Origin of the sequence: Streptantibioticus cattleyicolor NRRL 8057 = DSM 46488 (genome assembly GCF_000240165.1) — a bacterium.
Taxonomy (GTDB): domain Bacteria; phylum Actinomycetota; class Actinomycetes; order Streptomycetales; family Streptomycetaceae; genus Streptantibioticus; species Streptantibioticus cattleyicolor.
In genome coordinates, this window is record NC_017586.1 from 4306379 (window position 1) to 4330735 (window position 24357).

Here is a 24357-nt window from a genome sequence, read left to right on the forward strand (position 1 = left end):
CCGCGGGATCGATCTCCCCAGCCCCCCGGCAGTGAAAGGTCCACCGACCCGTGTCACCCCTGTCCGCCATACCCCGTCCCCGGCGGCGCGCCGCCGCCGTCGCGGCCCTCACCGCCGTCGTCGCCGTGGCCGCCGCCGCGTGCGGCCCCAAGAGCCAGAACGCGGCCACCGACGCCGCCCCGCACCCCGGCGGCACCCTCACCGTGCTCAACCAGGACCCGCAGGACAAGTTCGACCCCGCCCGGGAGTACACCTCCGGCGGCGGAAACGTTCCCTCGCTGGTCTTCCGCACCCTGACCACCCGCAACCGCGCGGCCGGCCAGGCGGGCACCAAGGTCGTCCCCGACCTCGCCACCGACACCGGCACCCCCTCGCACAACGCCACGGTGTGGACCTACCACCTCAAGGACGGGCTGAAGTACGAGGACGGGACCGCGATCACCACCGCCGACATCAAGTACGGCATCGAGCGCTCCTTCGCTCCCGAACTCACCGGCGGCCCGCCCTACTTCCGCGACTGGCTGGCCGGCGCCGCCGACTACCAGGGCCCGTACAAAGACCCCAAGGGCCTCGCCTCCATCGAGACCCCCGACCCGAAGACCATCGTCTTCCACCTGCGCAAGCCCGAGGGCGACTTCCCGTACCTGGCCACCGCCACCCAGTTCGCCCCGGTGCCCAAGGCCAAGGACACCGGCGTGAAGTACGCCGAACACCCGGTCTCCTCCGGCCCGTACGAGGTCGTCAGCAACGAGAACGACGGCCAGCACCTGGTGCTCGAGCGCAACCCCCACTGGTCCGCCAGGACCGACCCGCAGCGCAAGGCGTACCCCGACACCATCGACGTGCGCTCCGGGCTCGACCCGGCGGTGATCAACCAGCGGCTGGCCGGCAGCACCGGCCCGGACGCCGCGGCCGTCACCACCGACACCAACCTCGGCCCCTCCGAACTCGCCCGGATCTCCGGCGACAAGGAGCTGGCCGCCCGGGTCGGCACCGGCCACTTCGGTTACACCGACTACCTGGCCTTCAACACCAAGGTGAAGCCGTTCGACAACCCCAAGGTGCGCCAGGCCATCGCCTACGCGATCAACCGCACCTCGGTGGTGAACGCGGCCGGCGGCTCCTCCCTCGCCGAGCCCGCCACCACCTTCCTGCCCGACCAGGCGGCCTTCGGGTACACCCCCTACGACCCGTTCCCGGCCGGCGCCGCCGGTGACCCGGCCAAGGCCAAGGAACTGCTGAAGCAGGCCGGTTACCCCGACGGGCTCACCGTCACCCTCACCCACTCCGACTCCAACGCCGCCGCCTACGGCCCCGACATCGCCACCGCCGTGCAGGACGGGCTCAAGGCGGCCGGCATCACCGTCAAGCTCAGCGCCGTCCCGGAGAGCGGCTACCGGCAGACCATCCACGCTCTCAAGACCGAGCCCGGGTTCTTCCTGGCCGGCTGGGGCGCCGACTGGCCCTCCGGCGGCCCCTTCCTCGCCCCGATCTTCGACGGCCGGCAGATCGTCGCCGACGGCTCCAACTTCAACAGCGCCCAGTTCGACGACCCGGCCGTCAACCAGGAGATCGACGCCGTCAACGGGCTCACCGACCACGCCGCGGCGGCCAAGCGGTGGGGCGCCCTCGACCAGCGGATCGGCGCCCAGGCGCTCACCGTCCCGCTCTTCCACCCGGTCTACAAGCGGCTCGTCGGCAAGGACGTGCGCAACGTCGTGATCAGCGACTGGACCGGCGTGCTGGACATCTCGCAGGTCGCGGTCAAGTGAGCACCGGAGCACCCCCGATCACGCGCGAGGCCGCCGGGACCGTCCCGGCGGCCCCGCCCCGGCCGGTGTGGCGGCGGCTGCGTTCCCGGCGCGCCGCGCTGGCCGGCGGTGTCGTCCTCGCCCTGCTGGCGCTGACCGCGATCGCCGCGCCGTGGCTGGCCGCGGCCGAGGGCCAGGACCCCACCACGTACCACGACACCCTGCTCAACTCGGCCGCCGGCGGGGTGCCCCACGGCGCCTTCGGCGGGGTCAGCGGCAGCCACTGGCTCGGCGTGGAGCCGGGCACCGGCCGGGACGTCTTCGCCCGGCTCGTCTACGGCGCGCGGATCTCCCTGCTGGTCGCCCTCGGCGCCACCGCCGTCCAGGTGCTCGTCGGGGTGGCCGTCGGCCTCGCCGCCGGACTCGGCAGCCGCCTGCTGGACCAGGCGCTCGACCACACCACCTCGGTGATGCTGGCGCTGCCCACCCTGGTGCTCGCCCTGGCGCTGATGGCCGTCGTCCCGGCCGGCTTCCCCCGCCCGGTGCTGCTGATGCTCGTCATCGGCCTGCTCGGCTGGGGCGGCACCGCCCGGGTGGTACGCGCCCAGACGCTCACCCTGAGGGAACTCGACTACGTGGCCGCCGCCCGGCTCGGCGGCGCCTCCCGGCTGCGCATCGCCCGGCGCGAACTGCTGCCGTCGCTGGCCGCGCCGGTGATCACCTACGCGGCGCTGCTGCTCCCCACCAACGTGGTCAGCGAGGCCGGGCTCTCCTTCCTCGGCGTCGGCGTCCGTCCGCCGACCTCCTCCTGGGGCCAGACGCTCTCCACCGCGACCACCTGGTTCCGCGCCGACCCCACCTACGTGCTGCTGCCCGCGCTGCTGCTCTTCGTCACCACGCTGGCCTTCACCGTCACCGGCGACGCGGTGCGTTCCGCGCTCGACCCGCGCGCCGCCTCCCGGGTGAACGGAGGCACCCGGTGACCGGTTACGTCCTGCGCCGGCTCGTCGGCATGGCCGTTGTCCTGCTGGTGCTCTCGGTGGTCGTCTACGCGGTCTTCTACCTCGCCCCCGGCGACCCCGCCCAGATGGCCTGCGGCATGCGCTGCGGCCCGGTACAGGTGCACCAACTGCGCGCCCAGCTCGGCCTGGACGAGCCGGTGCTCACCCAGTACGGCCACTTCCTCATCGGGCTGTTCACCGGCCGCACCTTCGGCTCCGGCGCCGCCGCGCTCCACTGCGACGCGCCGTGCCTGGGCATCTCCTACCGCACCAACGAGCAGGTCTGGGCCATGATCACGGCCCGGCTGCCGGTCACCGCGTCGCTGGCGCTCGGTGCCATGGTGGTCTGGCTGCTGCTCGGGGTGGGCACCGGGCTCCTCTCCGTGCTGCGCCGCGGCCGGTTCACCGAACGGCTGCTGACCTCGCTCACCCTGGCCGGCACCGCGGTCCCGGTGTTCATCATCGGGCTGCTGCTCCTGCTGCTGTTCTGCGCCTACCTGCAATGGCTGCCGTTCCCCAGCTACGTACCGCTCACCCAGGACCCGCAGCAGTGGTTCTGGGGGCTGCTGCTGCCGTGGGTGTCGCTGGCGCTGATCGAGTCCGCCAAGTACGCGCGGCTGACCCGCTCGGCGATGCTGGAGACGCTCGCCGAGGACCACATCAGGACGTTCCGCGCCTACGGCATCGGTGAGCGCCACCTGGTCACCCGGCACGCGCTGCGCGCCTCGCTCACCCCGGTGATCGCCTTGTCCGCGATGGACCTGGGCACCATGTTCGGCAGCGCGGTGCTCACCGAGTCGCTCTTCGGACTGCCCGGCCTCGGGCGGCTGATGGTCGGCTCGGTCAACGTCCTCGACCTGCCGGTGGTGGTCGGACTCGTCCTGGTCACCGGCTTCTTCGTGGTGGCCGCGGGCGCGGTCGCCGACATCCTCTACGCGGTCGCCGACCGAAGGGTGGTGGCGCGGCCGTGAACGACGCGAACGAGCCGCTGATCGACATCGCGGGGCTCACCGTGGACTTCCCGGTGGCCGACGGCAACGTACGGGCCGTGGACCGGCTCGACCTGCGCCTCGATCCGGGCGAGGCGCTCGGCATCGTGGGCGAGTCCGGCTCCGGCAAGAGCACCGTCGCCTTCAGCCTGCTGGGGCTGGAACGCGGCACCGGGGCGCGGGTGACCGGACGGATCCGGGTCGGCGGGATCGACCCGCGCACCGCCGAGGGGGCCGAACTGCGCAGACTGCGCGGGGAGGTGGCGGCCATGGTCTTCCAGGACCCGCTCTCCGCCCTCGACCCCTACCAGGCCGTCGGCGACCAGATCGCCGAGGTGGTCCGGGCACACCGGGCGCTGCCCCGCAAGGCGGCCCGGGCCCGCGCCGTCGAGGTCCTCGACCGGGTCGGCATCCCCGACGCCGCCCGCCGCGCGCGGTTCCGTCCGCACGAGTTCAGCGGCGGCATGCGGCAACGGGTGCTCATCGGCATGGCGTTGGCCTGCGAACCCCGGCTGGTCGTCGCCGACGAGCCGACCACCGCGCTGGACGTCACCGTGCAGGCGCAGATCCTCGCCCTGCTGCACGAGGTGCGCCGGGAGACCGGCGCCGGACTGCTGCTGGTCACCCACGACCTGGGGGTGGCCGCCGGGGCGGTGGAACGGGTGCTGGTGATGAAGGACGGCCGCGCGGTGGAGAGCGGCCCGGCCGGACAGGTGCTCGCCACCCCGCGTGAGCCGTACACCAAGGCGCTGCTGTCCGCGGTGCCGCGGGTGGACGCGCCGCGCGAACCGGCGCGGCGGACCGGGGACGAGGTGCTGCTCCAAGCGGACGGCCTGCGGCGGGAGTTCGGGCGCCGTGGCGCCGCCGTCACCGCCGTGGACGGCGTCTCACTGACCGTACGGCGTGGTGAGACGCTGGGCGTCGTGGGCGAGTCCGGCTCCGGCAAGACGACGCTGGGCCGCATGCTGGTCGGTCTGCTGCCGCCCACGTCCGGGCGGCTGGTCCTGGACGGGCGGGAGCTGACCGGGCTCGGCGAACGCCGGCTCCGGCCGCTGCGGCGCGAGTTGCAGATGGTCTTCCAGGACCCGGTCGCCTCGCTCAACCCCCGGCGCACCATCGGCGAGTCCGTCGCCGACCCGCTGCGCGCGGCGGGCCGCCCCGACCCCGCCGCCGTCCGGGGGCGGGTACGGGAACTGCTGGAACGGGTCGGCCTCGACCCGCGCTGGTACGACCGCTACCCGCACGAACTCTCCGGCGGACAGCGACAACGCGTCGGCATCGCCCGCGCGCTGGCCCCCGGGCCCCGGCTCATCGTCTGCGACGAACCGGTCTCCGCCCTCGACGTCACCACCCAGGCACAGGTCGTCGAGGTCCTCAAGGACGTGCAACGGGACCTCGGCGTCGCCCTCGTCTTCATCGCCCACGACCTCGCCGTCGTCCGGCAGATCAGCGACCGCGTCGCCGTCCTGCGGGCCGGTCGCGTCGTCGAGGAGGGCCCCGTCGACACCGTGTACGACGCTCCCGCGCATCCGTATACGCGGACGTTGCTGGCCGCGGCCCCGATGCTCCCGGCGGGGGCGCTGGACTGAGGGCTCGCTCGCGCTGGCGTCAGCCATTACCTCCTCGGGGTGCGCCCGTTCCCCGTTTCGTCGTGGCTGGCGTCACAGCTGTTTCCCCCCGCCCACCCGTGGCTGTGTTCGTACAGTGCGGGGTGCGCACTGTCTGCCTTGGGTCCGGGGGCCCTCCGGGGTGAGGGTTCGCTCGCGCTGGCGTCAGCCATTACCTCCTCGGGGTGCGCCCGTTCCCCGTCTCGTCGTGGCTGAGGTCACGGATGTTTCCCCCCCGCCCACCCGTGGCTGTGTTCGTACAGTGCGGGGTGCGCACTGTCTTCCTGGGTTTCCGGGGGCCCTCCGGGGTGACTCCTCGCTCCGCGTATCCGCCACGGTTGCGCTCCGGTTGCTGGGTCGCTGCGGGGACACCCCTGCACGCCCCCGTTCTGTTGCGTTCCGCGCTGCGGCACGGGGTGGGTGAGAAAAAAAATCGGGGTCACCCCAACCTCCTCACTCACCCCCACCCGCGAAGAGAGGCACCCGCCAACGGACAGAAGGGGGTGTGCCGGGGGTGTCCCCGCAGCGACCCAGCGGGGCGGGCGCAACCTTGGAGCGAAACCTGGGGCGAGGAGTCACCCCCGGCGCGCCCCCGACCCCGTACCGGCAGTAGGCGAAGCCCCCGGTGCCGAACCAAACCAAAAACCCACCCCCACCCCCCACCGGGCAGGGGCGAACGGGGGCCACCCCGGAACCCTGAAACGGGCGAACCGGCCACCACGTAATGGCTGACCGCCAGCGCGAGCGAACCCGCGCGAGCGGACCCGCCCTAGCGGGGATTCGGGGGGTTGGGAGGGGAAAGTCGGCGGGGTTCACCCGTTTTGGTGGCGCGGCGGAGGTCTTTTCGTCGGGGTGGTGGGGGACGGGCATAGCGTCACCCCGTCGTGCTCACCCACGCCCTGAGGGGGTGCCTGTTGCGTTCAGCCGTGCCTGTGCGCTGCCGCGTCACCGGCGAGGCGGACCGTTTCAGCATCGCGGGGGCGGGGGTGCGGCTGATCGTTTTTGCCGCCACGGGCCGCCGGCGGGGTGGGCCGTGGTGATGGCCGAGTGGGTGATATCCGCCGGGCGCCGCGGGAGCGGGGCCGGCCGGTCTCGTCCGGGAGGGCGAATGAGCGACCACACCGAGGACCTCGTGCAGGCGGTGCTGGAACGCCACCGGGAGCTGTGCGTCCGGGCGACGCACCCGGTGCAGATCGCGGCGGCGCTGGAGGCGCACGGGGTGACCGACCGGGTCGCCGTCCTCTTCCACCACCGGGACGTGTTCTCCCTCGCCGAGGAGTTGTACGCCAGGGTGGCGCGCCCGCCGGCCCCGGTGCCCTCGGCGGCCCGCACCGCCGTACTCCACCTGCTGCCCGGGGCGGCCTGCGCGGCCGGGGTGGTGGCGGTGCGGCTGGCCGGGCCGGACCCGTGGCGCGCGGCGGCCTGCGCGGCGCTGGCGCTGGTCGCGGTGGCGGCGACGACACGGGCCGCGGTGCGCGAGGGCCCGTTGCGCGGCCCGGCGGTCCCCGGCGGCGCGCTGACCGCGCTGTGGCTGCTGGCGTTCGCCCTCTTCGGCGGCGAGGTGCTGGGCGGCGCCGGCATCGGCACCCCGGACACCGGGGTCGACGCGGGCGTCCTCGGTCCGGCGTTCGCGGTGCTCCCCGCGGCCTGGTGCGCCCGCCGGTTCGCCGCCCGCGAGCGCGTCCGGCTGGCCCCGGCCCTCGCCGCGTTCGCCACCGTGGTGGCCGCCCTGTGCGCCGCCGCCTACCTGGTGCTCGCCCTGGCCGGCGCGGACGGCCGCCCCGACCCGGTGCGGGCCGGCGGCACGGCCGCGCTCGGCGTGCTGCTCTTCGCCGCCCGGCTGCTCGCCACCCGCGGCCTGACCGCCGCCGCCGCGGCCGGCTGCGCCGCCGCCTGCGCCGTCGAGGCCGCCGCGCTCGCCGTCACGGCCTGGTCCGGCCCCGCCGTCCGGCCGCTGGACGCCCTGGTGCGGGCCGGCGGCCCCGGCGCCGTCGAGGCGGTCGCCTGCGCCGTCGCCCTCGCCGCGCTGACCGGCTATGCCCTGCCGGTCCTCGCCCGTACCGCCACCACCTCGCAGCAACACTGAGGAGCAAAGGAACATGACAACCTGTCAGCAGGGCGCCGCGACCTGCGGCACCCTCCGCCCGACGTGGGGTGGCGGCCGATGAGAGTGCTGCTCCTCGGCGCCGACGGCTTCCTCGGCCGGCACGTGGCCGACCGGCTGCTCGCCGACCCGGCCGTGCAGCTCACCGCGCTCGGCCGGCGCGACGGGTCCGACGTACGGTTCGACCTCGCGGCCGGCAGCCCCGGCGCCCTGGCCCGTTTCCTGGACGCCGTCCACCCCGGCGTCGTGGTCAACTGCGCCGGCACCACCCGGGGCAGCGCCCGCGACCTGACCCGGCACAACACCGTGGCGGTGGCCACCGTCTGCGAGGCGCTGCGGCGCAGCTCGTGCGGGGCCCGGCTGGTGCACGTCGGCTGCGCGGCCGAGTACGGGCCCGCCCCGGCCGGCTCGTCCACCGGCGAGGACGCGGTGCCCCGGCCGGGCGGACCGTACGGGGTGAGCAAGCTGGCCGCCACCGAACTGGTCACCGGCTCCGGCCTCGACGCCATCGTGCTGCGGGTCTTCTCCCCGGCCGGCCCCGGCACCCCGCCCGGCTCCCCGCTCGGCCGGCTCGCCGAGGCGATGCGGCGGGCGATGCAGAACGGGGACGGCGAGCTGAAGCTGAGCGGCCTGGGCATGCAGCGGGACTTCGTGGACGTCCGGGACGTGGCCCGCGCGGTGCACGCCGCCTCCCTCTCCGCCGCGCAGGGCGTGGTCAACATCGGCACCGGACGCGCGGTACGGCTGCGGGACGCGGTCGGCTGCCTCGCCCGCGCCGCCGGCTTCTGCGGCACCGTCCACGAACTGGACGAGGGCCACCCCGCCGCCCCCGGCGTCCCGCACCCGGTGCCGTACCCGGACGGCTGCGGCGGCTGGCAGCAGGCCGACGTGCGCACCGCCCGCGACCGGCTGGGCTGGCGGCCCCGGATCGCCCTGGAGGAATCGCTGGCCGACATCTGGATGGAGGCCGCCTGCCGGGTGTGAACGGCCGCTCCGGGACCGGCGTTCCGGCCCCGGAGCACCGGCGCCGTACCGGACGGCTCCACCGCTGCCCGGTATATGGGCGCAAACCATCTCGCGCCTCGGAACAGGTGTCTCGGAATGGCGGACGGCGTGGCAGTGTTACGGGGAGAGCCATCGTATTGAGATACCGACCAACGGAGTCCCCGTGTCGCTGCCACCCCTGGTAGAGCCGGCCGCCGAGCTCACCGTCGACGAGGTCCGCAGGTACTCCCGTCACCTGATCATCCCGGATGTCGGGATGGACGGACAGAAGCGGCTGAAGAACGCCAAGGTGCTGTGCGTCGGCGCCGGCGGTCTCGGTTCCCCGGCGCTGATGTACCTGGCCGCCGCCGGCGTGGGCACCCTCGGCATCGTCGAGTTCGACGAGGTCGACGAGTCGAACCTGCAACGGCAGATCATCCACAGCCAGGCGGACATCGGCCGCTCCAAGGCGGAGTCCGCCCGCGACTCGGTCCTCGGGATCAACCCGTACGTCAACGTGGTGCTCCACGAGGAGCGCCTCGAGGCCGAGAACGTCATGGACATCTTCGCCCAGTACGACCTGATCGTGGACGGGACGGACAACTTCGCCACCCGTTACCTGGTCAACGACGCGTGCGTGCTGCTGGGCAAGCCGTACGTGTGGGGCTCCATCTACCGCTTCGACGGCCAGGCTTCGGTCTTCTGGAGCGAGCACGGTCCGTGTTACCGCTGCCTGTACCCGGAGCCGCCGCCGCCCGGCATGGTGCCGTCCTGCGCCGAGGGCGGGGTGCTCGGCGTGCTGTGCGCCTCGATCGGCGCGATCCAGGTCACCGAGGCGATCAAGGTGCTCACCGGCACCGGCGAGCCGCTGGTCGGGCGGCTGATGATCTACGACGCCCTGGAGATGCAGTACCGCCAGGTCAAGGTCCGCAAGGACCCCGAGTGCGCGGTGTGCGGCAAGAACCCCACGGTCACCGAGCTGATCGACTACGAGGCGTTCTGCGGTGTCGTCTCCGAGGAGGCGCAGGCCGCCGCGGCCGACTCCACCATCACCCCCAAGCAGCTCAAGGCGTGGATCGACGCGGGCGAGAACATCGAGATCATCGACGTCCGCGAGCCCAACGAGTACGAGATCGTCTCCATCCCGGGCGCCCGGCTGATCCCGAAGAACGAGTTCCTGATGGGCACCGCCCTCGGCGACCTGCCGCAGGACAAGCGGATCGTGCTGCACTGCAAGACCGGGGTGCGCTCGGCCGAGGTGCTCGCGGTGCTGAAGAACGCGGGCTTCGCCGACGCCGTCCACGTCGGCGGCGGCGTGATCGGCTGGGTCAACCAGATCGAGCCGGAGAAGCCGGTCTACTGACCCCTCGACGCCGCGGGCGGTGAACGGAAGGTCTTCCGTTCACCGCCCGCGTGCTTTCCCGGTCAGGCGGAGGTCTCGCGGGCCAGCAGCCGTTCCATGGTGGGCACCGAGACCGGGCCGGCCACCAGGCAGGCCAGGGCGATCGCGGCGAACAGCAGCGTGGACGACAGCCACACCATGGTGGTCACCGGCAGGGTGTAGGCGCCGATCACCCGGGCCGCGGACTCGGCGAGGAAGACGGCCCCCCACACCGCGGTGAACCGCTGCTCGGCCCGGCGGAAGCGGCGCGAGGAGGCGCTGAGCCGGTCCCACGCCGCGGATTTGGCGGCGTCCTTCTTGACCACCATCGGCTTGAGACCCGCGGTCATCAGCGGCTTGCCGCGCCACGCCGACAGCAGGATGCCCAGCCCGATCACCCCGGAGCCGACGGAGTCCTTGGCGATCATCAGACGGGGGTCGCCGGTGAGGAAGTTGAGCGCGATGCCGGCCAGGTTGACCACGAGGATGAGCCCGGCCAGCCCGTTGAACCGGCGCTTGCGCAGCGCGGTGACGACGGTGCTGACGGCCGGCGGGATGCTGCTGATCACCAGCGCGGGGACCACGCCGACGCCGAACACCTTGTGCAGCAGGTAGTAACCGCCCAGCGGCAGGCCCACGTCGAGCAGCAGGGACTTCATCCCGTCCAGCGGGGAGCCCTCGGGCGCGGGCGCGGCGGGTGCCGTCCCGGTGCCCTCGGTCCGCTCGTCCGTGCTGGTGGTCGTGGTGGTCATGTCCCCCGCCTCTTCCCGTCTGTACGCGTCGTCCGGTGGTGTCGTGCCTCAGCTTCGCGGTTGGCGCGGGGCCGGCGGCAGTGTCGTCGCTCCACATCCGGGCAGTACAAATGTCCCGGCCGGCCCCTCCCCGCGGGTGGGCGGGAAGGGGCCGGCCGGAACGGGTGGCCGTGGGCTCAGCGGTGGCCGGGCAGGGCGATCGACCAGATGCCGCGGCCGTGGGTGGCCGCGTAGATCCGGCCGTCCGGGCCGAGTTTGACCTGGAGGACGGCGACCGCGGGCAGCCGGCCCAGGCGCTGCCAGCCGGTGCGGCCGGGGGCGCGGTAGAGCACGCCCAGGTCGGTGGCGACCACCAGGCCGCCGCCGGGCAGCGCGAGCACCGAGTCGGCGGGGACGTCGGGCAGGTCGGCGGAGATGTCCCGCCAGGTGGCGCCGGAGTCGGTGGTCTCGAACAGGTGGCCCGTGCCGGCGCCGGGGCCGTCGGTCCAGTGCCGGGAGAAGCCGTTGACCGCGAGGTAGACGTGGCCGGCGTCGGCCGGGTCGACCGCGAGGCCGGCCAGGTAGCGGTTGGGCACGGTGGCGTCGGCGGGCAGGTTCAGCTGGTGCCACCCGGTCCCGTCGGCCTGTCCCACCGCGATGCCGCGGGTGAAGCCGACCCGGTCGCACGGGCCGCACCAGGCGGCGTAGACCGTGCCGCCGGAGGCGGCCAGCGCGGTGGCGGTGTGGCCGGCGCCCAGGTCGAAGGCGTTCTTCCACTGGGCCGGGGTGCGGATGGCGTACCCGGCGGTGTTGACCCACACGTGCCGGCCGCCGGCGATCCAGGTGTTGCCGTCCTTCAGGTCCGCGGTGAGCGGGGCGATGAAGCGGGCCTCGTTGGTGGCGTTGTCCGGCGGGGCGACCGCGTAGGAGGTGGCCTTGGTCGGGTCCGTCTCCCACGAACCGTTGTTGACCGCGCAGTTCTGGGTGACGTTGACCGCCAGGTAGACGTACTCCTGGGCGATCTCGCAGCCGTTGGCGGGGTTGGTGAGGGTGTCGCCGCCGTCGCCGCCGAAGTTGGAGCCCATCACGGTGTCCCGGCCGCGCAGGATCGACTGGCCGTTGTCCTGGAGGCCGCCGCCCACCGCGACGCCGCCGAAGTCGTGGTCGGCGCCGATGCCCACCGAGTAGTACTGGAGGGTGTCGATGGTGCCGTCGTTGAGGGATGTCCAGTCGGTGGCGTGGCCGGCGCTGTCCTGGGAGCCGGCGACCGGGCGCCGGTAGACGCCGCCGTCGTTGCCGACGTACAGGTAGGTGTGGCCGTGCGAGCCGCCCACGGCGACCGCGTGCTGGTCGGAGTGGGTGGTGGGGTGGCAGTCACCGGTCTGCTTGGCGGGGTCGATGTTCCAGCAGGGGAAGGTGAAGTTCCAGTAGGGGCCCACCGCCGACCAGGTGGCGCCGCCGTCGTGGGACTCGAAGACCTCTTCCAGGCCGGCCCACACGTGCTGGGGGTCGGCCGGGTCCACCTGGAGGAACTGGTTGTACCAGGACTGGACGCCGGGCATGTCGCCCTTGGTGGTGAGCGCCGAGCCGGCCGCGCTGAGCTGCTGGTAGCCGGTGAGTTTGGTCCACGGGCCCAGCGGGGAGCCGGAGGCGGAGACGAAGATCCCGGCGAGCGAGCTGTCCGCGTTGCCGCCGCTCAGCGCGGCGGGCGACTGGTCGATGGCGTAGAGGCGGGAGCCGTCGGCGGCCTGGGCGAAGGTGACCTCGCCCACCTGGCCGCTGTCGGTGGGCAGATCGCCCAGCGAGGTCAGCCGGCGCCAGGTACCGGTGGCGTCCTTGGCGTAGAAGCCGTTGTAGTCGTCACCGCTGCGCCAGCCGAGCGCCAGCACGATCCTGGACGGGTCCTCGGGGTCGACGGCCAGGTCGTTGGCGATGTTCTTGTACGGCGCGTCGGGGGCGCCGGCCTGTGAACCACCGGGCAGGTAGGCCGGGTTGGGGGCGAACTCCAGCTTCCACGGGCCGCGGGTGTCGGTCGCCGAGTGCGACCACACCCCGCGGCTGGTGGCCGCCCACACCCGGCCCCCGGCGAACCGCAGCCGGTGGATGGTGGTGCTGTCCAGCTCGCTGCCGCCGACCCGGTCGCGCGCGGTGAACCGGCCGTGCCGCGGGTCCTTCAGCACGTACACGCCGCTGCCCAGGAAGGCGTCGGAGTTGGTGGTCGCCTCGCCGGTGCCCAGCCACAGCCGGCCATGGTCCAGCGCGAGCGCGCCGGTGGACTGGGTGGGCAGGGCGTCGCTGATCGGCTGCCAGTGGCCGCCGCCGGAACGGGACCGCCACACGCCGCCGCCGGCGCTGCCCGCGTACACCGTGCCGTCATCGTCCGCGGCGAGGGCCGCCATGCGTCCGGTGACCCGGCCGGAGCCGCCGGAGGAGTTGGAGTCCACGTCCCGGTAGCGCGGGTCGTCGGAGTCGTAGGGCAGCCCGGTCAGATGGCGCCACCGGCCGCCGGTGGCGGGCAGCGCGGACAGCTCGTTCCAGGCGGCGGTGTAGGCGCCCGGGCGCAGCGTCCCCGGCGAGGTGCGGGCCTCCGCGTACTGGTCGGCGCCCTCGGCTATCTCGTCGGCCTCGCCGCCCCGGTCGCCGTCGTCCAGCGGGGAGAGCAACCGGCCGGTGCGGTACGGGTTGCCGTACGGGCCCGGCCCCTTGGCGTGGCCGCCGGCCGCCGACGCGGGGACGGCGACCAGGGCCGCCGTGGCGGTCAGTGAACAGAGCATGAGCAGACGTCTGGTGCGTTTGGACGCGGCTGCCGTCGGCACGGAACCTCCCCGGGGTCACGACTGCCACCACTGCCGGTGGGGTCATCGCGTGGCACCCGATCACGGAGGGGGCGCGGGCGGTCGCATTTGACCAAAACTTGACGGTGTCCCGTCAGAAATGTCTCGTTCGGGGCGCCCTGGTCACAGCGTCACCAGGGTCACCTCGGTCGCCTTCACGCTCAGCCACACCCCGGCGCCCTCGGCCAGCCCCAGCTCGTCCGCCGCAGCCGCGGTGACCTCGGCGACCACCTCCAGGCCGGCGTCGGCGGCGACCAGCACCCGGATCCGGCCGCCCAGCGCGGTCAGTTCACGGACCCGGCCGCGGGCCACGTTGCGCGGACTCCCCGACGGGCGCTCCCGGTGCAGCGAGACCGCCTCCGGGCCCACCACGGCGAGCGCGGCGGCCCCGGCCGGCACCGGGTCGGCCGCCACCAGCCGCGCCCCGCCCGGGAGTTGGAGCCCGTCCCCGGTCGCGGTGCCGGCCCACGCGTTGCGCCCCAGCATCCGGGCCACCCAGGGCGAGCGGGGGTGCCGGGCCACCTCGGCGCAGGGCGCGTACTGCACCGCCCGGCCGTCCTGAAGCACCAGCACCCGGTCGGCCAGCGAGACCGCCTCCACCGGATCGTGGGTGACGATCAGGCAGACCCCGGGGAACCCGGCCAGATGCTCGCGCAGCGCGTGGCGCACCCGGGAGCGCGTGGTCTGGTCGAGGGCGGCCAGCGGCTCGTCCAGCAGCAGCAGCCGGGGCCGGGCCGCCAACGCCCGGGCCAGCGCCACCCGTTGGGCCTGGCCGCCGGAGAGCCGTCCGGGCCGGGCCCCGGCCAGATGGCCCACCCCGAGCCGGTCCAGCCACGCCTGGGCCTCGGCCCGCGCCCGCCGCCGGGGCACCCCCTGGGCCCGCAGCCCGTACGCCGTGTTGGCCAGCGCCGACAGATGCGGGAAGAGCGCGCCGTCCTGCGGCACCCACGCCACCCGGCGCCGGTGCGGTGGCAGCGCCTCGGCCCGGGTCGTCCCCAGCGCCAGCGACTCGGCCGTGGCCCGCGGGGTGAGCCCGAGCAGCGCCCGCAGCAACGTGGTCTTGCCCGCGCCGTTGGGGCCCACCACCGCGATCGTCGTCCCGGCCGGCGCGTCCAGCTCCACCGCGGTGTGCCCGGTCACCCGGGCCCGCAGCGGCCAGCTCTCCGCGCCGGAGACGGCCGGGCGCGGCGGCGGCGCCGGCCACCCGGCGGACCCGTCCGCCTCCGCCGCCGGATCCGGCCGGTGCTCCCGCTCCGGCCCGCCCTGCGCCCCGGCCCACCGGCCGCGCAACGCCACCAGCACCGCCAGCGCCACCGCCAGCAGCAGCAACGAGACCGCGGTGGCCCCCTCCGGGTCGTCCTGGAGCATCAGATAGACCTTGAGCGGCAGCGTCTGGGTCACCCCGGGCAGGTTGCCGGCGAAGGTGATGGTGGCCCCGAACTCGCCCAGCGCCCGCGCCCAGCACAGCGCGGCGGCGGCCAGCAGCCCGGGCGCCGCCATCGGCAGCGTCACCGTCCGGAAGACCCGCAGCGGGGTCGCCCCCAGCGAGGCCGCCGTCTCCTCGTAGCGGCGGTGCAGCCCGCTCAGCGTGCCCTCCAGGCTCACCACCAGGAACGGCATCGCCACGAAGGCCGCCGCCACCACCGCGCCCGCCGTGGAGAACGGCAGGGTCACCCCGAACCAGTCGGCGAGCCACGGCCCGGCCACCCCGCGGCGGCCGAACCCCATCAGCAGCGCCACCCCGCCCACCGTCGGCGGCAGCACCATCGGCAGCATCACCAGCGCCCGCACCAGCGTCCGGCCCGGGAACTCGGTCCGCGCCAGCAGCCACGCCAACGCCACCCCGAACAGCAGCGAGAGCCCCAGCGCCCAGAACGAGACGGTCAGCGAGAGCACCAGCGCGCCGGTGACATCGGGCGCGGAGAGCCGTCCGGCCAGACCGGACCAGGGGGTACGGGAGAGCACACCGGCCAGCGGGAGCGCCAGAAAGGCGATCGCCGCCATCGCGGGGAGGGCGAGGAGCAGCGGCGGTCTCCTGCCGCCCGCCGCCGGCCGGGTGCCGGTCACGGCTGCTGGAATCCGGCGGCGCGCAGGATCGACTGCGCCTGCGGGGAGTCCAGCCAGGCCACGAAGTCGGCGGCGGCCTTGGCGTGCGCCGAGCCCTTCAAGGTGGCCGCGGGGTAGGCGGCGATGGCGTTTCGCGCATCGGGCACGGTGACGGTGGACACCTTCGCGCCGCCGGCCTTGGCGTCGGTGACGTAGACGATCCCGGCGTCCGCCTCGCCCAGCTCCACCTTGCCGAGCACCGAACGCACGCTGGGCTCCTGCGAGACCGGGTGGACGGTGACGTGCTGGGCGTCGAGCACCTTCTTGCCGTACCGGCCCACCGGCACCTCGGGGGCGGCGAGGACGACCTTCAGGCCCGGCTTCGCCAGGTCGGACAGGCCGGTGATCTTCTTCGGGTTGCCCGGGGCGGTGACGATGGTGAGCCGGTTCTTCGCGATGACGGTGGGGGTGCCGGTCTCCTCGCGCAGCCCGTCCATCGTCTTGGTGTCCGCGGTGACCAGGGCGTCGGCGGGGGCGCCCTGCCGTACCTGGGCGGCCAGGTCCTGCGAGCCGGCGAAGGAGAACTTCACCGTGGTGCCGGGGTGGCTCTTCTCGTAGGCGGCGCCCTCGTTCCTGAAGACGTCGGTGAGCGAGGCGGCGGCCAGCACGGTCAGCGTGGTCCGGCCGCCGGCCGGGGCGCTGCCGGAGGCGGCCGGGGCCGCGCTCTTGCTTCCGCCGCAGGCGGCCAGCGGTATGACGAGGGCGGCGGCGCCCATCACGAGCGCGGCGCGGCGGGGCAGGGAACGGGACATCTGGTGACTCCGGGGGGCTGCGGGATCCGCTCAGGCGCGGTCGATGTGGACGTTGGTGGACTTCACCCGGGCGACGGCCTCCATCCCGACCTCGAAGCCCAGTTCCTCGACGGCCTCCCGGGTCAGGAGGGAGACGAGGCGATGCGGACCCGCCTGGATCTCCACCTGCGCGGCGACGTCCCCGAGCTTGACGGCGGTGATGATGCCCGGGAAGGCATTGCGCGCCGAGGTGTACGGGGCCTCCCCGTCCTCGGCGGCCCCCGACTCCTCGGCGAGGGCGACCGAGAACGCGGCGAGATCCCGGCCGTCGATCAGCCGCTTGCCGGACTCGTCCCGATGGGTACGCATCCGTCCCGCGTCGGCCCAGCGCCGCGCGGTGTCCGGGCTGACGCCGAGCAGCCGAGCCGCCTGGCCGATGGTGTAGGACCGCATGTGCGGCACCGTAGGGGCACCCACCTCGCACCTGCAAGCAGGTTCAGCCGATCCGACCGGCGTATGCGAGGCTCCTCATACGTTCCTCCGAGACCGCGGGGGCCCCGCTACAGGGCTTCCTTACGGGTCAGATGGGTGAAGGAAGCCCAGCCGGGCAGCACCGGCAGCCACAGCGTCATCATCCGGTAGAGCAGCACCGCCGGGGTGGCCACCTCCTTGGGCACCCCGAACGCGATCAGCGCCGCGATCAGCGCCGCCTCGACCGCCCCGATCCCGCCCGGGGTCGGTGCCGCGGAGCCCACCGCGTTGGCGGTCAGGAAGACCACCGCGATGCTCGCGTAGCTGGCGCTGCCGCCGAACGCCCGGATCGAGGCGTCCAGGCACATCACGAACGTCAGGCTCAGCAGCAGCATGCCGCCCACCCCGGTCAGCAGCTTCTTGGGCCGCTGCAACAGGTCGAGCATGCGCGGCACCACACCCGCGAAGAGCGACCGCAGCCGGGTCATCACGAACTTCCGCAACTGCGGCACCGCGGTGACCACCAGCACCAGCACCGCGGCCGTCAGCAGCCCGGCGATCACCGTGTGCGAGGTGGACAGCGTCGGCTGCCGCTCGGTTCCGGTGATGTAGCCGAACGTCAGCAGCAGCAGGATGTGGGTGCCCAAGGTGGCCAGCTGCGAGGCGCCCACACTGGCCACCGCCAGCCCCGGCCGCACCCCGTTGCGTTGCAGGAAACGGGTGTTGAGCGCCACGCCGCCCACCGCCGCGGGCGTGACGATCTTCACGAACGACCCGGCGACCTGCGCCATCACCGCCCGCCAGAACGGCACCTTCTCGGGGACGAACCCCAGCAGGCTCATCGCCGCGGCCACGTAGCTGAGCGCCGAGAACGCCATCGCGGCGGCCACCCAGCCCCAGTCCGCGTGGGCCACCGTGTCCAGGTGGAAGTCGCTGATCTGGGAGAGCAGGAAGTACGCGGCGACCGCGCCGGCGATGAAGCTCACCAGGGTGCGCGCCTTGAACCGCTCCAGCCGCACCGGCTCCACCGGCGCCTGAGGCCGGATCCGCAACACCTGCTGGCGGATCTGGGAGAGCAGGTCGGCCTCGCGCGCCTCCTCCAGCGCCTCGTCGATGGCCCGCTTCTCGGCGTGCTTCTCCGCCTTGGACGCCTTGCGGTCGCCGTGGCCGGCCTCCTCGCGGGCCCGGTCCGCCGCCGCGATCACCGCCTCCCGCTCCCGCCGCGCCCGTTCCTTGCCGAGCTGCCGCAGCCTCCCCCGGGTGGAGCGGCTCAGCGCGATCGGCTGGAGCAGCGGCAGGCTGTCGGCGACCGCGTCCGGCCCCAGCACCCGTACCGCCGAGGCCACCGCCCGCTCCGGCCCGATCCGCAGCGCGAACGTGGTCAGCAACTGCGCCACGTCCATCCGCAGCACGATGTCCCCGGCCGCGATCTCCCCGCTGCGCAGATCGGTCACGTACAGCCGCCCGGACCGGTCCAGCAGCAGCGACTCGCCGATCAGCCTGCGGTGCGCGATCCGGCGCGACTGCAGCGCCGCCACCTGCCGCCACGCCGCGTCCATCACCTCGTCGGTGACCTCGGCGTCGGCCAGGGTGTCCAGCGAACGGGCGTCGATGTGCTCGTAGACCAGCATCACCGCGTCCGGGCCCAGCTCGGAGGTGGCGATCAGCTTGGGCGCGTTGGCCCCCGCCGAGATCGCCGCGTAGGCCAGCAGCGCCTCCTGCTCCAGCGCCTGGCGCAGCGAGAGCAGGCTGCGGCGCTCGTTGACGCCGCGCAGCAGCATGCGCCGCCAGACCCGGTAGAAGAAGCCGTGCGCCTGCTGTTCCCGGTCCACCACGGTGACGCTCAGCGGCGGGCCGTCCTCCAGGGTCACCAGGTAGCGCCGGCCGCGTTCGGCGTCGGGCGCCTCCGGGCCGTCGTCCACCCGCTGCGCGGTGACCGGGGCGAAGCCGACCCGGCGCAGCCCGGACAGCAGCGTCTTGCCGGTGGGACGCACGTTGGGCGAGCCGACCGCGTAGATCGTGCCGTACGCCACCGTCCAGCCGATCAGCACGGTCACCAGGATGGAGAACGGCGTGGTGAAGCCGCCGACCAGCACCGCGAAGGCGTCCAGCAGCAGCACGCACCACAGCGCCACCCGCCAGCGCGGCCGGCGGGCCATCCCCACCGCCGTCATGTACGCGATCACCGGCGCCAGATAGCCGTGCACCGGGTCGGTGATCCCGCCGCCGGGCGCGGGCTGGGTGAGCGCCAGCCGGATCGCGCTCGGCGCGGCGTTGGTCACCCACAGGTCACCGGCGAGCGAGAGCCCGTGCGCCAGCACCGCCGCCAGCACGCCGTCGGCCACCCGCAGCCCGTCCCGCTGGAGCAGCCGCTCCACCGCGAAGGCCACCGGGACGATGAGCACGGCCACGCTGGCGGTGAACCCGGCGAAGGTGATCAGGAAGTCCGGCGCGTGGCCCGCGCCCCGCGAGATGTCCTGCTCCACGCCGGTCGTCGTACCATGCGCGAAACCGGCGATGGCGAGCACCACGGCGACCCCGAGCAGCCCGAGCAGGAACCGCAGCAGATCGCCGGGCCGGTGCACCCGGGCGGCGAGCAGCGGCTCGTCGCCGGAGAGCTGGTCGACGTGTTCGACGGGGGCCTCGGCGGAGAGCGGGTGCGCCCCGGCGGGCCGGGGCGATCCGCCGGGGCGGCCCCCGGGGCCTGGTGGCTGCCCGGGGTCACCGGGGCCGGTGGGGTCACCGGGGGGCGCGGGCACCGCGGGCTCCTCGGAGGACGGGCCGACAGGTGGGTCGGGCGACGGGTCCGCCGGTGGGTCCACCGGCGGCTCGACGGGTGGGTCGACCGGGGGAAGGGCCGGTTCGTCGGCCGCCGCCTCGCCGGTTCCGGGCACGCCCGAGGGGGCGCGGAGCGCCCGTCGTGGCTCCGTGCCCTGCTCTCCGGCCGTCGATTCTTGATCTCGTATCACCAGTCACCGCCCGGAAGATGGTGGCACGACCAGAGCCCGGATGGGGGCATCAGGGTGCATTTCGCGAGCGCGGAGGACGGATGATATGCGCCCTCGTACCCTCTTTCCGGAGATCGCCACGCCTGGACGCGGGCGGGTTGTCGGTGCCCTGCGGCAGGATGGGGAGAATGAGCGAGGAAGGGATCCCGGACTACGCGGAACGGGTGCTCGGGATCGCCGAGACCATTCCGCCCGGAAAGGTGATGACCTACGGGGACGTCGCCGAATGGATCGCCCAGCAGGTCGAGGGCGTCGGCGGCGGCCCCCGCCAGGTCGGCCGGGTGATGTCGCTGTACGGCGCCGCGGTGCCGTGGTGGCGCGTGGTGCGCGCGGACGGCGTGCTCCTCCCCGGCCACGAGCAGCGCGCACTGGCGCACTACCGCGAGGAAGGCACCCCGCTGCGCGCCGCCACCCACTCCTCCCCCCACCACATACCCCGCCTCGACCTCCCCCGAGCCCGCTGGACGGCCCCCTTCGACCCCCCGCCGAACTGAGCACCGCCGTCCCGGCGACGTGCGGGTCCCCGCGGGGCGGGATCGTTCGGCGGTCCGGCGTCCCGGGCGTGCCGGGGCCGTCGGCGTGAGGTCGTCCGCCGGGCGGAGCCGTTCGGCGGTGCGGTGCCTCGCGCCGGGCTTCCCCGGCGGGGCGGAGCCGTCCGCGTTCGCCGGGCGGAGCGTCGGCGTGGGCGTGACCCCGTCCGGCGGCGGGGGCGCGGATCGCGTACCGTCAACGGGCGCACCGCGTCGGGGACCGGCCGGGGCGGGCAGATCCGTACGCGACCGGAACCGGAACAGCCGATTCACGTGACCTCCTCCACTCGACAGACGCGAACCCGCACGGTGCCCGGCGGCTACCGGCTGGTGCGCACACCGCCGGAGCAGGTCGAGCCCCCTGTCCTGGACGCGCGGCAGCGTGCCGTGGTTGAGCACGACGGCGGACCGCTGCTGGTGCTGGCCGGCCCCGGTACAGGCAAGACCACCACGCTCGTCGAGGCGGTCGCCGCCCGGGTGGCGCGCGGCGGCGACCCGGAACGCGTCCTCGTCCTCACCTTCAGCCGCAAGGCCGCCACCGAGCTGCGGGACCGGATGGCCGCCCGGATGCCGGTGGCGCCCCGGGCCACCACGTTCCACTCGTTCTGCTACGCCCTGGTCCGCGCCGAGCAGGCGCCCGACCTCTTCGCCGAGCCGCTGCGCCTGTTCTCCGGTCCGGAACAGGACCTCGCGGTGCGCGAGTTGCTGGCCGGCCACGCCGAGCTGGCGCGCGCCGGGCACGCCCCCGTGCGCTGGCCGGACGACGTGCGCGCCGGCTTGACCACCCGCGGCTTCGCCGACGAGGTACGCGCCGTCCTCGCCCGCACCCGCGAACTGGGCCTCGGCCCCGGCGACCTCGCCGCCTTCGCCGCCCGCGCCGGACGCCCCGACTGGTCGGCCGCCGCCCGCTTCCTCAACGAGTACCTGGACGTGCTCGACGCCCAGGGCGCGGTGGACTACGCCGAACTCGTCCACCGCGCGGTGCTGCTCGCCGAACGCCCCGGCGCCGCCGCCCGGATCACCGCCCGCTACGACGCCGTCTACCTCGACGAGTACCAGGACACCGACGCCGCCCAGGTCCGCCTGGTGCGCGCGCTCGCCGGCGACCACCGGGCCGGGCGCACCCTGGTGGCCTTCGGCGACCCCGACCAGTCGATCTACGCGTTCCGCGGCGCCGACGTGGGCGGCATCATCGACTTCCCGGAGACCTTCCGGCGCCCCGACGGCCGGCCCGCCCCGGTCGTGGTGCTGGGCGTCTCCCGGCGGGCCGGCGCCCGGCTGCTCGCCGCCACCCGCCTGATCACCGCCCGGATGCCGCTGCCCCGGCTGCCCGCCGACGCGGTCCGCGCCCACCGCGAGCCAGCCGCGGACCGCCCCGGCGGCCGGGTCGAGGTCTACACGTACCCCACGCCGGGCGCCGAGACCGCCAACATCGCGGACATCCTGCGCCGGGCGCATCTGGAGGACGGCGTGCCCTGGCGCGAGATGGCCGTGCTGGTGCGCGCCGGCGCGCGCGGCCTGCCCGTTCTGCGCCGCGCGCTGACCCAGGCCGGCGTCCCGGTGGACATCGACGGCGACGACCTGCCGTTGCGCGCCGAGCCCGCGGTGGCTCCGCTGCTGCTCGCGCTGCGCGTGGTGGCCACCCCCGCGCCGCCGCCGGAGGATCCGGACGAGGACGCCGGCCCCTCCTTCCCGCTGCCCGTCGCCGACGCGATCGCCCTGCTCACCTCGCCGCTGGGCGGGATGGACGCGGCCGACCTGCGGCGGCTCGGACGGGCGCTGCGGGAGGAGGAACGGGCCGCCGGGCAGGCGGTGCCGCGCCCCTCCGACGTCCTGCTCGCCGAGGCGCTGGCGCAGCCGGAACGCCTCGTGGCGCACGACCAGTCGTACGCGCGGGGCGCACGCCGGCTCGGCGAACGGCTGGCGCGCGCCCGCGCGATCCTGGCCGGCGGCGGCACCGCCCACGACGCGCTGTGGGCGCTGTGGCACGAGACGCCGTGGGCCGACCGGCTGGCCCGGGCCGCCCACGGCGGCGGCGCCGCGGCCCGCAACGCCGACCGCGACCTGGACGCCGTCTGCGCCCTGTTCGACACCGCCGCCCGCGCCGAACAGCGCACCGGTGGCCGGGGCGCCCTCAACTTCCTGGAGGAACTCGACGCCCAGGACATCGCCGCCGACGTCCTCACCCGCCGCGCGGTCCGCCCCGACGCCGTCCGCCTGATGACCGCCCACCGCGCCAAGGGCCTGGAATGGCACCTGGTGGTCGTGGCCGGCGTCCAGGAAGGGCTCTGGCCCGACCTGCGCCGCCGCGGCTCGGTGCTGGAGGCCGACCGCATCGGCCGCGACGGCCTGGCCGAGCCGCTCACCCCCGGCGCCCTGCTCGCCGAGGAACGCCGGCTGTTCTACGTGGCCGCCACCCGCGCCCGGGAACGCCTCGTGGTCACCGCCGTCAAGGCCCCCGCCGACGACGGCGACCAGCCCTCCCGCTTCCTGGCCGAACTCGGCGTCGAGCCACGCGACGTCACCCAGCGCCCGCTCCGCCCGCTGGCCGTCGCCGCCCTCGTCGCCGAACTGCGGGCCACCACGGTCGACCCGGCCGCCTCCCCGGCGCTGCGGGACGCCGCCGCCCGCCGGCTCGCCCGGCTCGCCGCGCTCGCCGACGACGAGGGCCGCCCGCTGGTGCCCGCCGCCCACCCCGACCGCTGGTGGGGGCTGTACGAGCCGACGCGCTCCGCGGTGCCGCTGCGCGACCGGGACCGCCCGGTGACGCTCACCGGCAGCGCCCTCGACCAACTGGTCAACGCCTGCTCGCTCCAGTGGTTCCTGGGCCGCGAGGTACGCGCCGAGGACCCGGCCTCCACCGCCCAGGGGTTCGGCAACGTCGTCCACGTCCTCGCCGACGAGGTGGCCTCCGGGCAGACCCCGGCCCGCCTCGACGCGCTCCTGGCCCGGCTGGACTCGGTGTGGGACTCGCTCGCCTTCGACGCCCCCTGGAAGTCCCGCCAGGAACGCGACCAGGCCCGCGCCGCCCTCGAACGCTTCCTGCGCTGGCACGTCCTCGAACGCGGCCGTGAGCCGGTCGCCACCGAGCACGGCTTCGACGTGACGCTCGGCGCCGGCGAGTACCAGGTGCGGGTGCGCGGCAGCATGGACCGCGTCGAACGGGACGCGGCCGGCCACGCCTACGTGGTCGACTTCAAGACCGGCCGCTCCGCCCCCACCGGCCCCGAGGTCGCCGCCCACCCCCAGCTCGCCGTCTACCAGCTCGCCGTCCGCGAAGGCGCCGTGGACGACCTCTTCGACGGCCACCGCCCCGAACCCGGCGGCGCCGAACTCGTCCACCTGCGCCTGCCCGCCCCCAAGAAGGAGGGCGGCGACACCCTCCCGAAGGTGCAGACCCAGCCCCCGCCCGACACCGACTGGGCGGCCGGCCTCCTCGCCGAGGCCGCCGGCCGGGTCCTCGACGAACGCTTCACCCCCGCCCCCGGCCGCCCCTGCGGCACCTGCTCCTTCCGCCCCGCCTGCCCCGCCCGCCCGGAGGGCCGGCAGATCGTCGAATGAGGTCAGTCCCGGGGCCAGTCCGACGTGTCGATCCGGATCTGCGACACGGGCAGGGTGAACGCCTGGCCGAAGGCCCATGTGTCCACGTTCGTGTAAGCACCGTCGCGCGGGGTGTTGTGGACGTGGACGTATCCGAGCTTCGGGTCCGCGAGGAGGTAGACGGGGACGAGGGCGCTGGCGTAGGTCTGGAGTTTGACGCCGTAGTCATCGCGCCGACTGCTGTGGGAGACGACCTCGGCGACCAGTTCAAGGTCCTGGTAAGCGTAGGTCCCGTTGGGAGCCGCCTTGGCGTCCCGCGCGACCAGGGCGAGGTCGGGCGCATAGCCGTTCAGGGTCCCGGGGAAGTCGACGCGCATGTCCCACAGGATGGGGGCGCTTCGGCCCCGGGCTTTCGCCAGGTCGTCACCGATCAAACGGATGATCGTCCCATGTACGAAACGCTGCGGGTTCATGACGATCTCCCCCTCGATGATCTCCGCGCGGTAGCCCTCGGGAACCCGCCCCTCGATCAGCTCGAACATCTCGTCCAACGTGGTGGACATCACGCCCTCCCAGGTCGTTTTGGTTC

At 74.5% G+C, this 24357-nt stretch carries 16 protein-coding genes; 9 read left to right on the top strand and 7 right to left on the bottom strand.

The window, feature by feature from the left end; all coding sequences use genetic code 11:
* The first annotated feature begins 50 nt into the window (after positions 1-50).
* The 7 genes from SCATT_RS19025 to moeZ all read left to right on the top strand — a co-directional run bounded on the left by SCATT_RS19025 (position 51) and on the right by moeZ (position 9799).
* On the top strand, positions 51-1772 hold the full coding sequence (locus SCATT_RS19025; RefSeq protein ID WP_014144742.1) for an ABC transporter substrate-binding protein: 1722 nt from the start codon (positions 51-53) through the stop codon (positions 1770-1772).
* Positions 1769-2734 carry an ABC transporter permease gene (locus SCATT_RS19030; protein WP_014144743.1) on the top strand — a complete coding sequence of 322 codons (966 nt, stop codon included), beginning with the start codon at positions 1769-1771 and terminating at the stop codon, positions 2732-2734. The genes SCATT_RS19025 and SCATT_RS19030 overlap by 4 nt, the downstream gene beginning before the upstream one ends.
* Positions 2731-3723, top strand: coding sequence for an ABC transporter permease (locus SCATT_RS19035; protein WP_014144744.1), 993 nt, complete (start codon positions 2731-2733; stop codon positions 3721-3723). Before SCATT_RS19030 ends, SCATT_RS19035 begins: the two co-directional genes overlap by 4 nt.
* On the top strand, positions 3720-5330 hold the full coding sequence (locus tag SCATT_RS19040; protein WP_014144745.1) for a dipeptide ABC transporter ATP-binding protein: 1611 nt from the start codon (positions 3720-3722) through the stop codon (positions 5328-5330). Before SCATT_RS19035 ends, SCATT_RS19040 begins: the two co-directional genes overlap by 4 nt.
* 1126 nt (positions 5331-6456) lie before the next feature.
* A complete protein-coding gene (locus SCATT_RS19045; protein ID WP_014144747.1) occupies positions 6457-7434 on the top strand; it encodes a hypothetical protein in 978 nt (325 codons plus the stop codon).
* A 78-nt stretch (positions 7435-7512) separates the two neighbouring features.
* A complete protein-coding gene (locus SCATT_RS19050; RefSeq protein ID WP_014144748.1) occupies positions 7513-8436 on the top strand; it encodes an NAD-dependent epimerase/dehydratase family protein in 924 nt (307 codons plus the stop codon).
* A gap of 184 nt (positions 8437-8620) precedes the next feature.
* Positions 8621-9799 (top strand): adenylyltransferase/sulfurtransferase MoeZ, encoded by a 1179-nt coding sequence (moeZ, locus tag SCATT_RS19055; protein WP_014144749.1) that lies wholly within the window; start codon positions 8621-8623, stop codon positions 9797-9799.
* Positions 9800-9861: 62 nt separating this feature from the next.
* On the opposite strand, the gene SCATT_RS19060 is transcribed toward moeZ, so the two are convergent.
* The 6 genes from SCATT_RS19060 to SCATT_RS19085 all read right to left on the bottom strand — a co-directional run bounded on the left by SCATT_RS19060 (position 9862) and on the right by SCATT_RS19085 (position 19659).
* Positions 9862-10569, bottom strand: a complete 708-nt coding sequence (locus tag SCATT_RS19060) for a VC0807 family protein (RefSeq protein WP_014144750.1) — start codon at positions 10567-10569, stop codon at positions 9862-9864.
* Positions 10570-10745: 176 nt separating this feature from the next.
* Entirely contained in the window at positions 10746-13322 is a 2577-nt protein-coding gene (locus tag SCATT_RS19065; RefSeq protein ID WP_014144751.1) for a hypothetical protein, read from the bottom strand.
* Positions 13323-13505: 183 nt separating this feature from the next.
* Positions 13506-15449: an ABC transporter permease gene (locus SCATT_RS19070; RefSeq protein WP_014144752.1), complete on the bottom strand. Its 1944-nt coding sequence runs from the start codon at positions 15447-15449 to the stop codon at positions 13506-13508.
* Complete coding sequence (gene modA / locus SCATT_RS19075; protein WP_014144753.1) at positions 15446-16240, bottom strand: molybdate ABC transporter substrate-binding protein; 795 nt, start codon at positions 16238-16240, stop codon at positions 15446-15448. Before modA ends, SCATT_RS19070 begins: the two co-directional genes overlap by 4 nt.
* Before the next feature lie 30 nt (positions 16241-16270).
* Entirely contained in the window at positions 16271-16672 is a 402-nt protein-coding gene (locus tag SCATT_RS19080; protein ID WP_014144754.1) for a TOBE domain-containing protein, read from the bottom strand.
* A gap of 107 nt (positions 16673-16779) precedes the next feature.
* Positions 16780-19659 carry a flippase-like domain-containing protein gene (locus SCATT_RS19085; protein WP_407696620.1) on the bottom strand — a complete coding sequence of 960 codons (2880 nt, stop codon included), beginning with the start codon at positions 19657-19659 and terminating at the stop codon, positions 16780-16782.
* Between the two features lie 167 nt (positions 19660-19826).
* On the opposite strand from SCATT_RS19085, the gene SCATT_RS19090 reads away from it, so the two are divergent.
* Together SCATT_RS19090 and SCATT_RS19095 are read left to right on the top strand one after the other, a co-directional pair.
* Positions 19827-20192 carry an MGMT family protein gene (locus tag SCATT_RS19090; protein ID WP_014144756.1) on the top strand — a complete coding sequence of 122 codons (366 nt, stop codon included), beginning with the start codon at positions 19827-19829 and terminating at the stop codon, positions 20190-20192.
* A 309-nt stretch (positions 20193-20501) separates the two neighbouring features.
* Positions 20502-23789, top strand: coding sequence for an ATP-dependent helicase (locus tag SCATT_RS19095; RefSeq protein WP_231905124.1), 3288 nt, complete (start codon positions 20502-20504; stop codon positions 23787-23789).
* A 2-nt stretch (positions 23790-23791) separates the two neighbouring features.
* On the opposite strand, the gene SCATT_RS19100 is transcribed toward SCATT_RS19095, so the two are convergent.
* Positions 23792-24331 (bottom strand): Uma2 family endonuclease, encoded by a 540-nt coding sequence (locus tag SCATT_RS19100; protein ID WP_014144758.1) that lies wholly within the window; start codon positions 24329-24331, stop codon positions 23792-23794.
* Positions 24332-24357 lie beyond the last annotated feature (26 nt).

Coding starts and splice junctions, on each gene's coding strand:
- SCATT_RS19080 (WP_014144754.1), bottom strand. CDS start 16,672: ATGCGGTCCTACACCATCGGCCAGGCGGCTCGGCTGCTCGGCGTCAGC.
- SCATT_RS19050 (WP_014144748.1), top strand. CDS start 7,513: ATGAGAGTGCTGCTCCTCGGCGCCGACGGCTTCCTCGGCCGGCACGTG.
- SCATT_RS19060 (WP_014144750.1), bottom strand. CDS start 10,569: ATGACCACCACGACCACCAGCACGGACGAGCGGACCGAGGGCACCGGG.
- SCATT_RS19100 (WP_014144758.1), bottom strand. CDS start 24,331: ATGTCCACCACGTTGGACGAGATGTTCGAGCTGATCGAGGGGCGGGTT.
- SCATT_RS19045 (WP_014144747.1), top strand. CDS start 6,457: ATGAGCGACCACACCGAGGACCTCGTGCAGGCGGTGCTGGAACGCCAC.
- SCATT_RS19090 (WP_014144756.1), top strand. CDS start 19,827: ATGAGCGAGGAAGGGATCCCGGACTACGCGGAACGGGTGCTCGGGATC.
- SCATT_RS19065 (WP_014144751.1), bottom strand. CDS start 13,322: ATGCTCTGTTCACTGACCGCCACGGCGGCCCTGGTCGCCGTCCCCGCG.
- modA (WP_014144753.1), bottom strand. CDS start 16,240: ATGTCCCGTTCCCTGCCCCGCCGCGCCGCGCTCGTGATGGGCGCCGCC.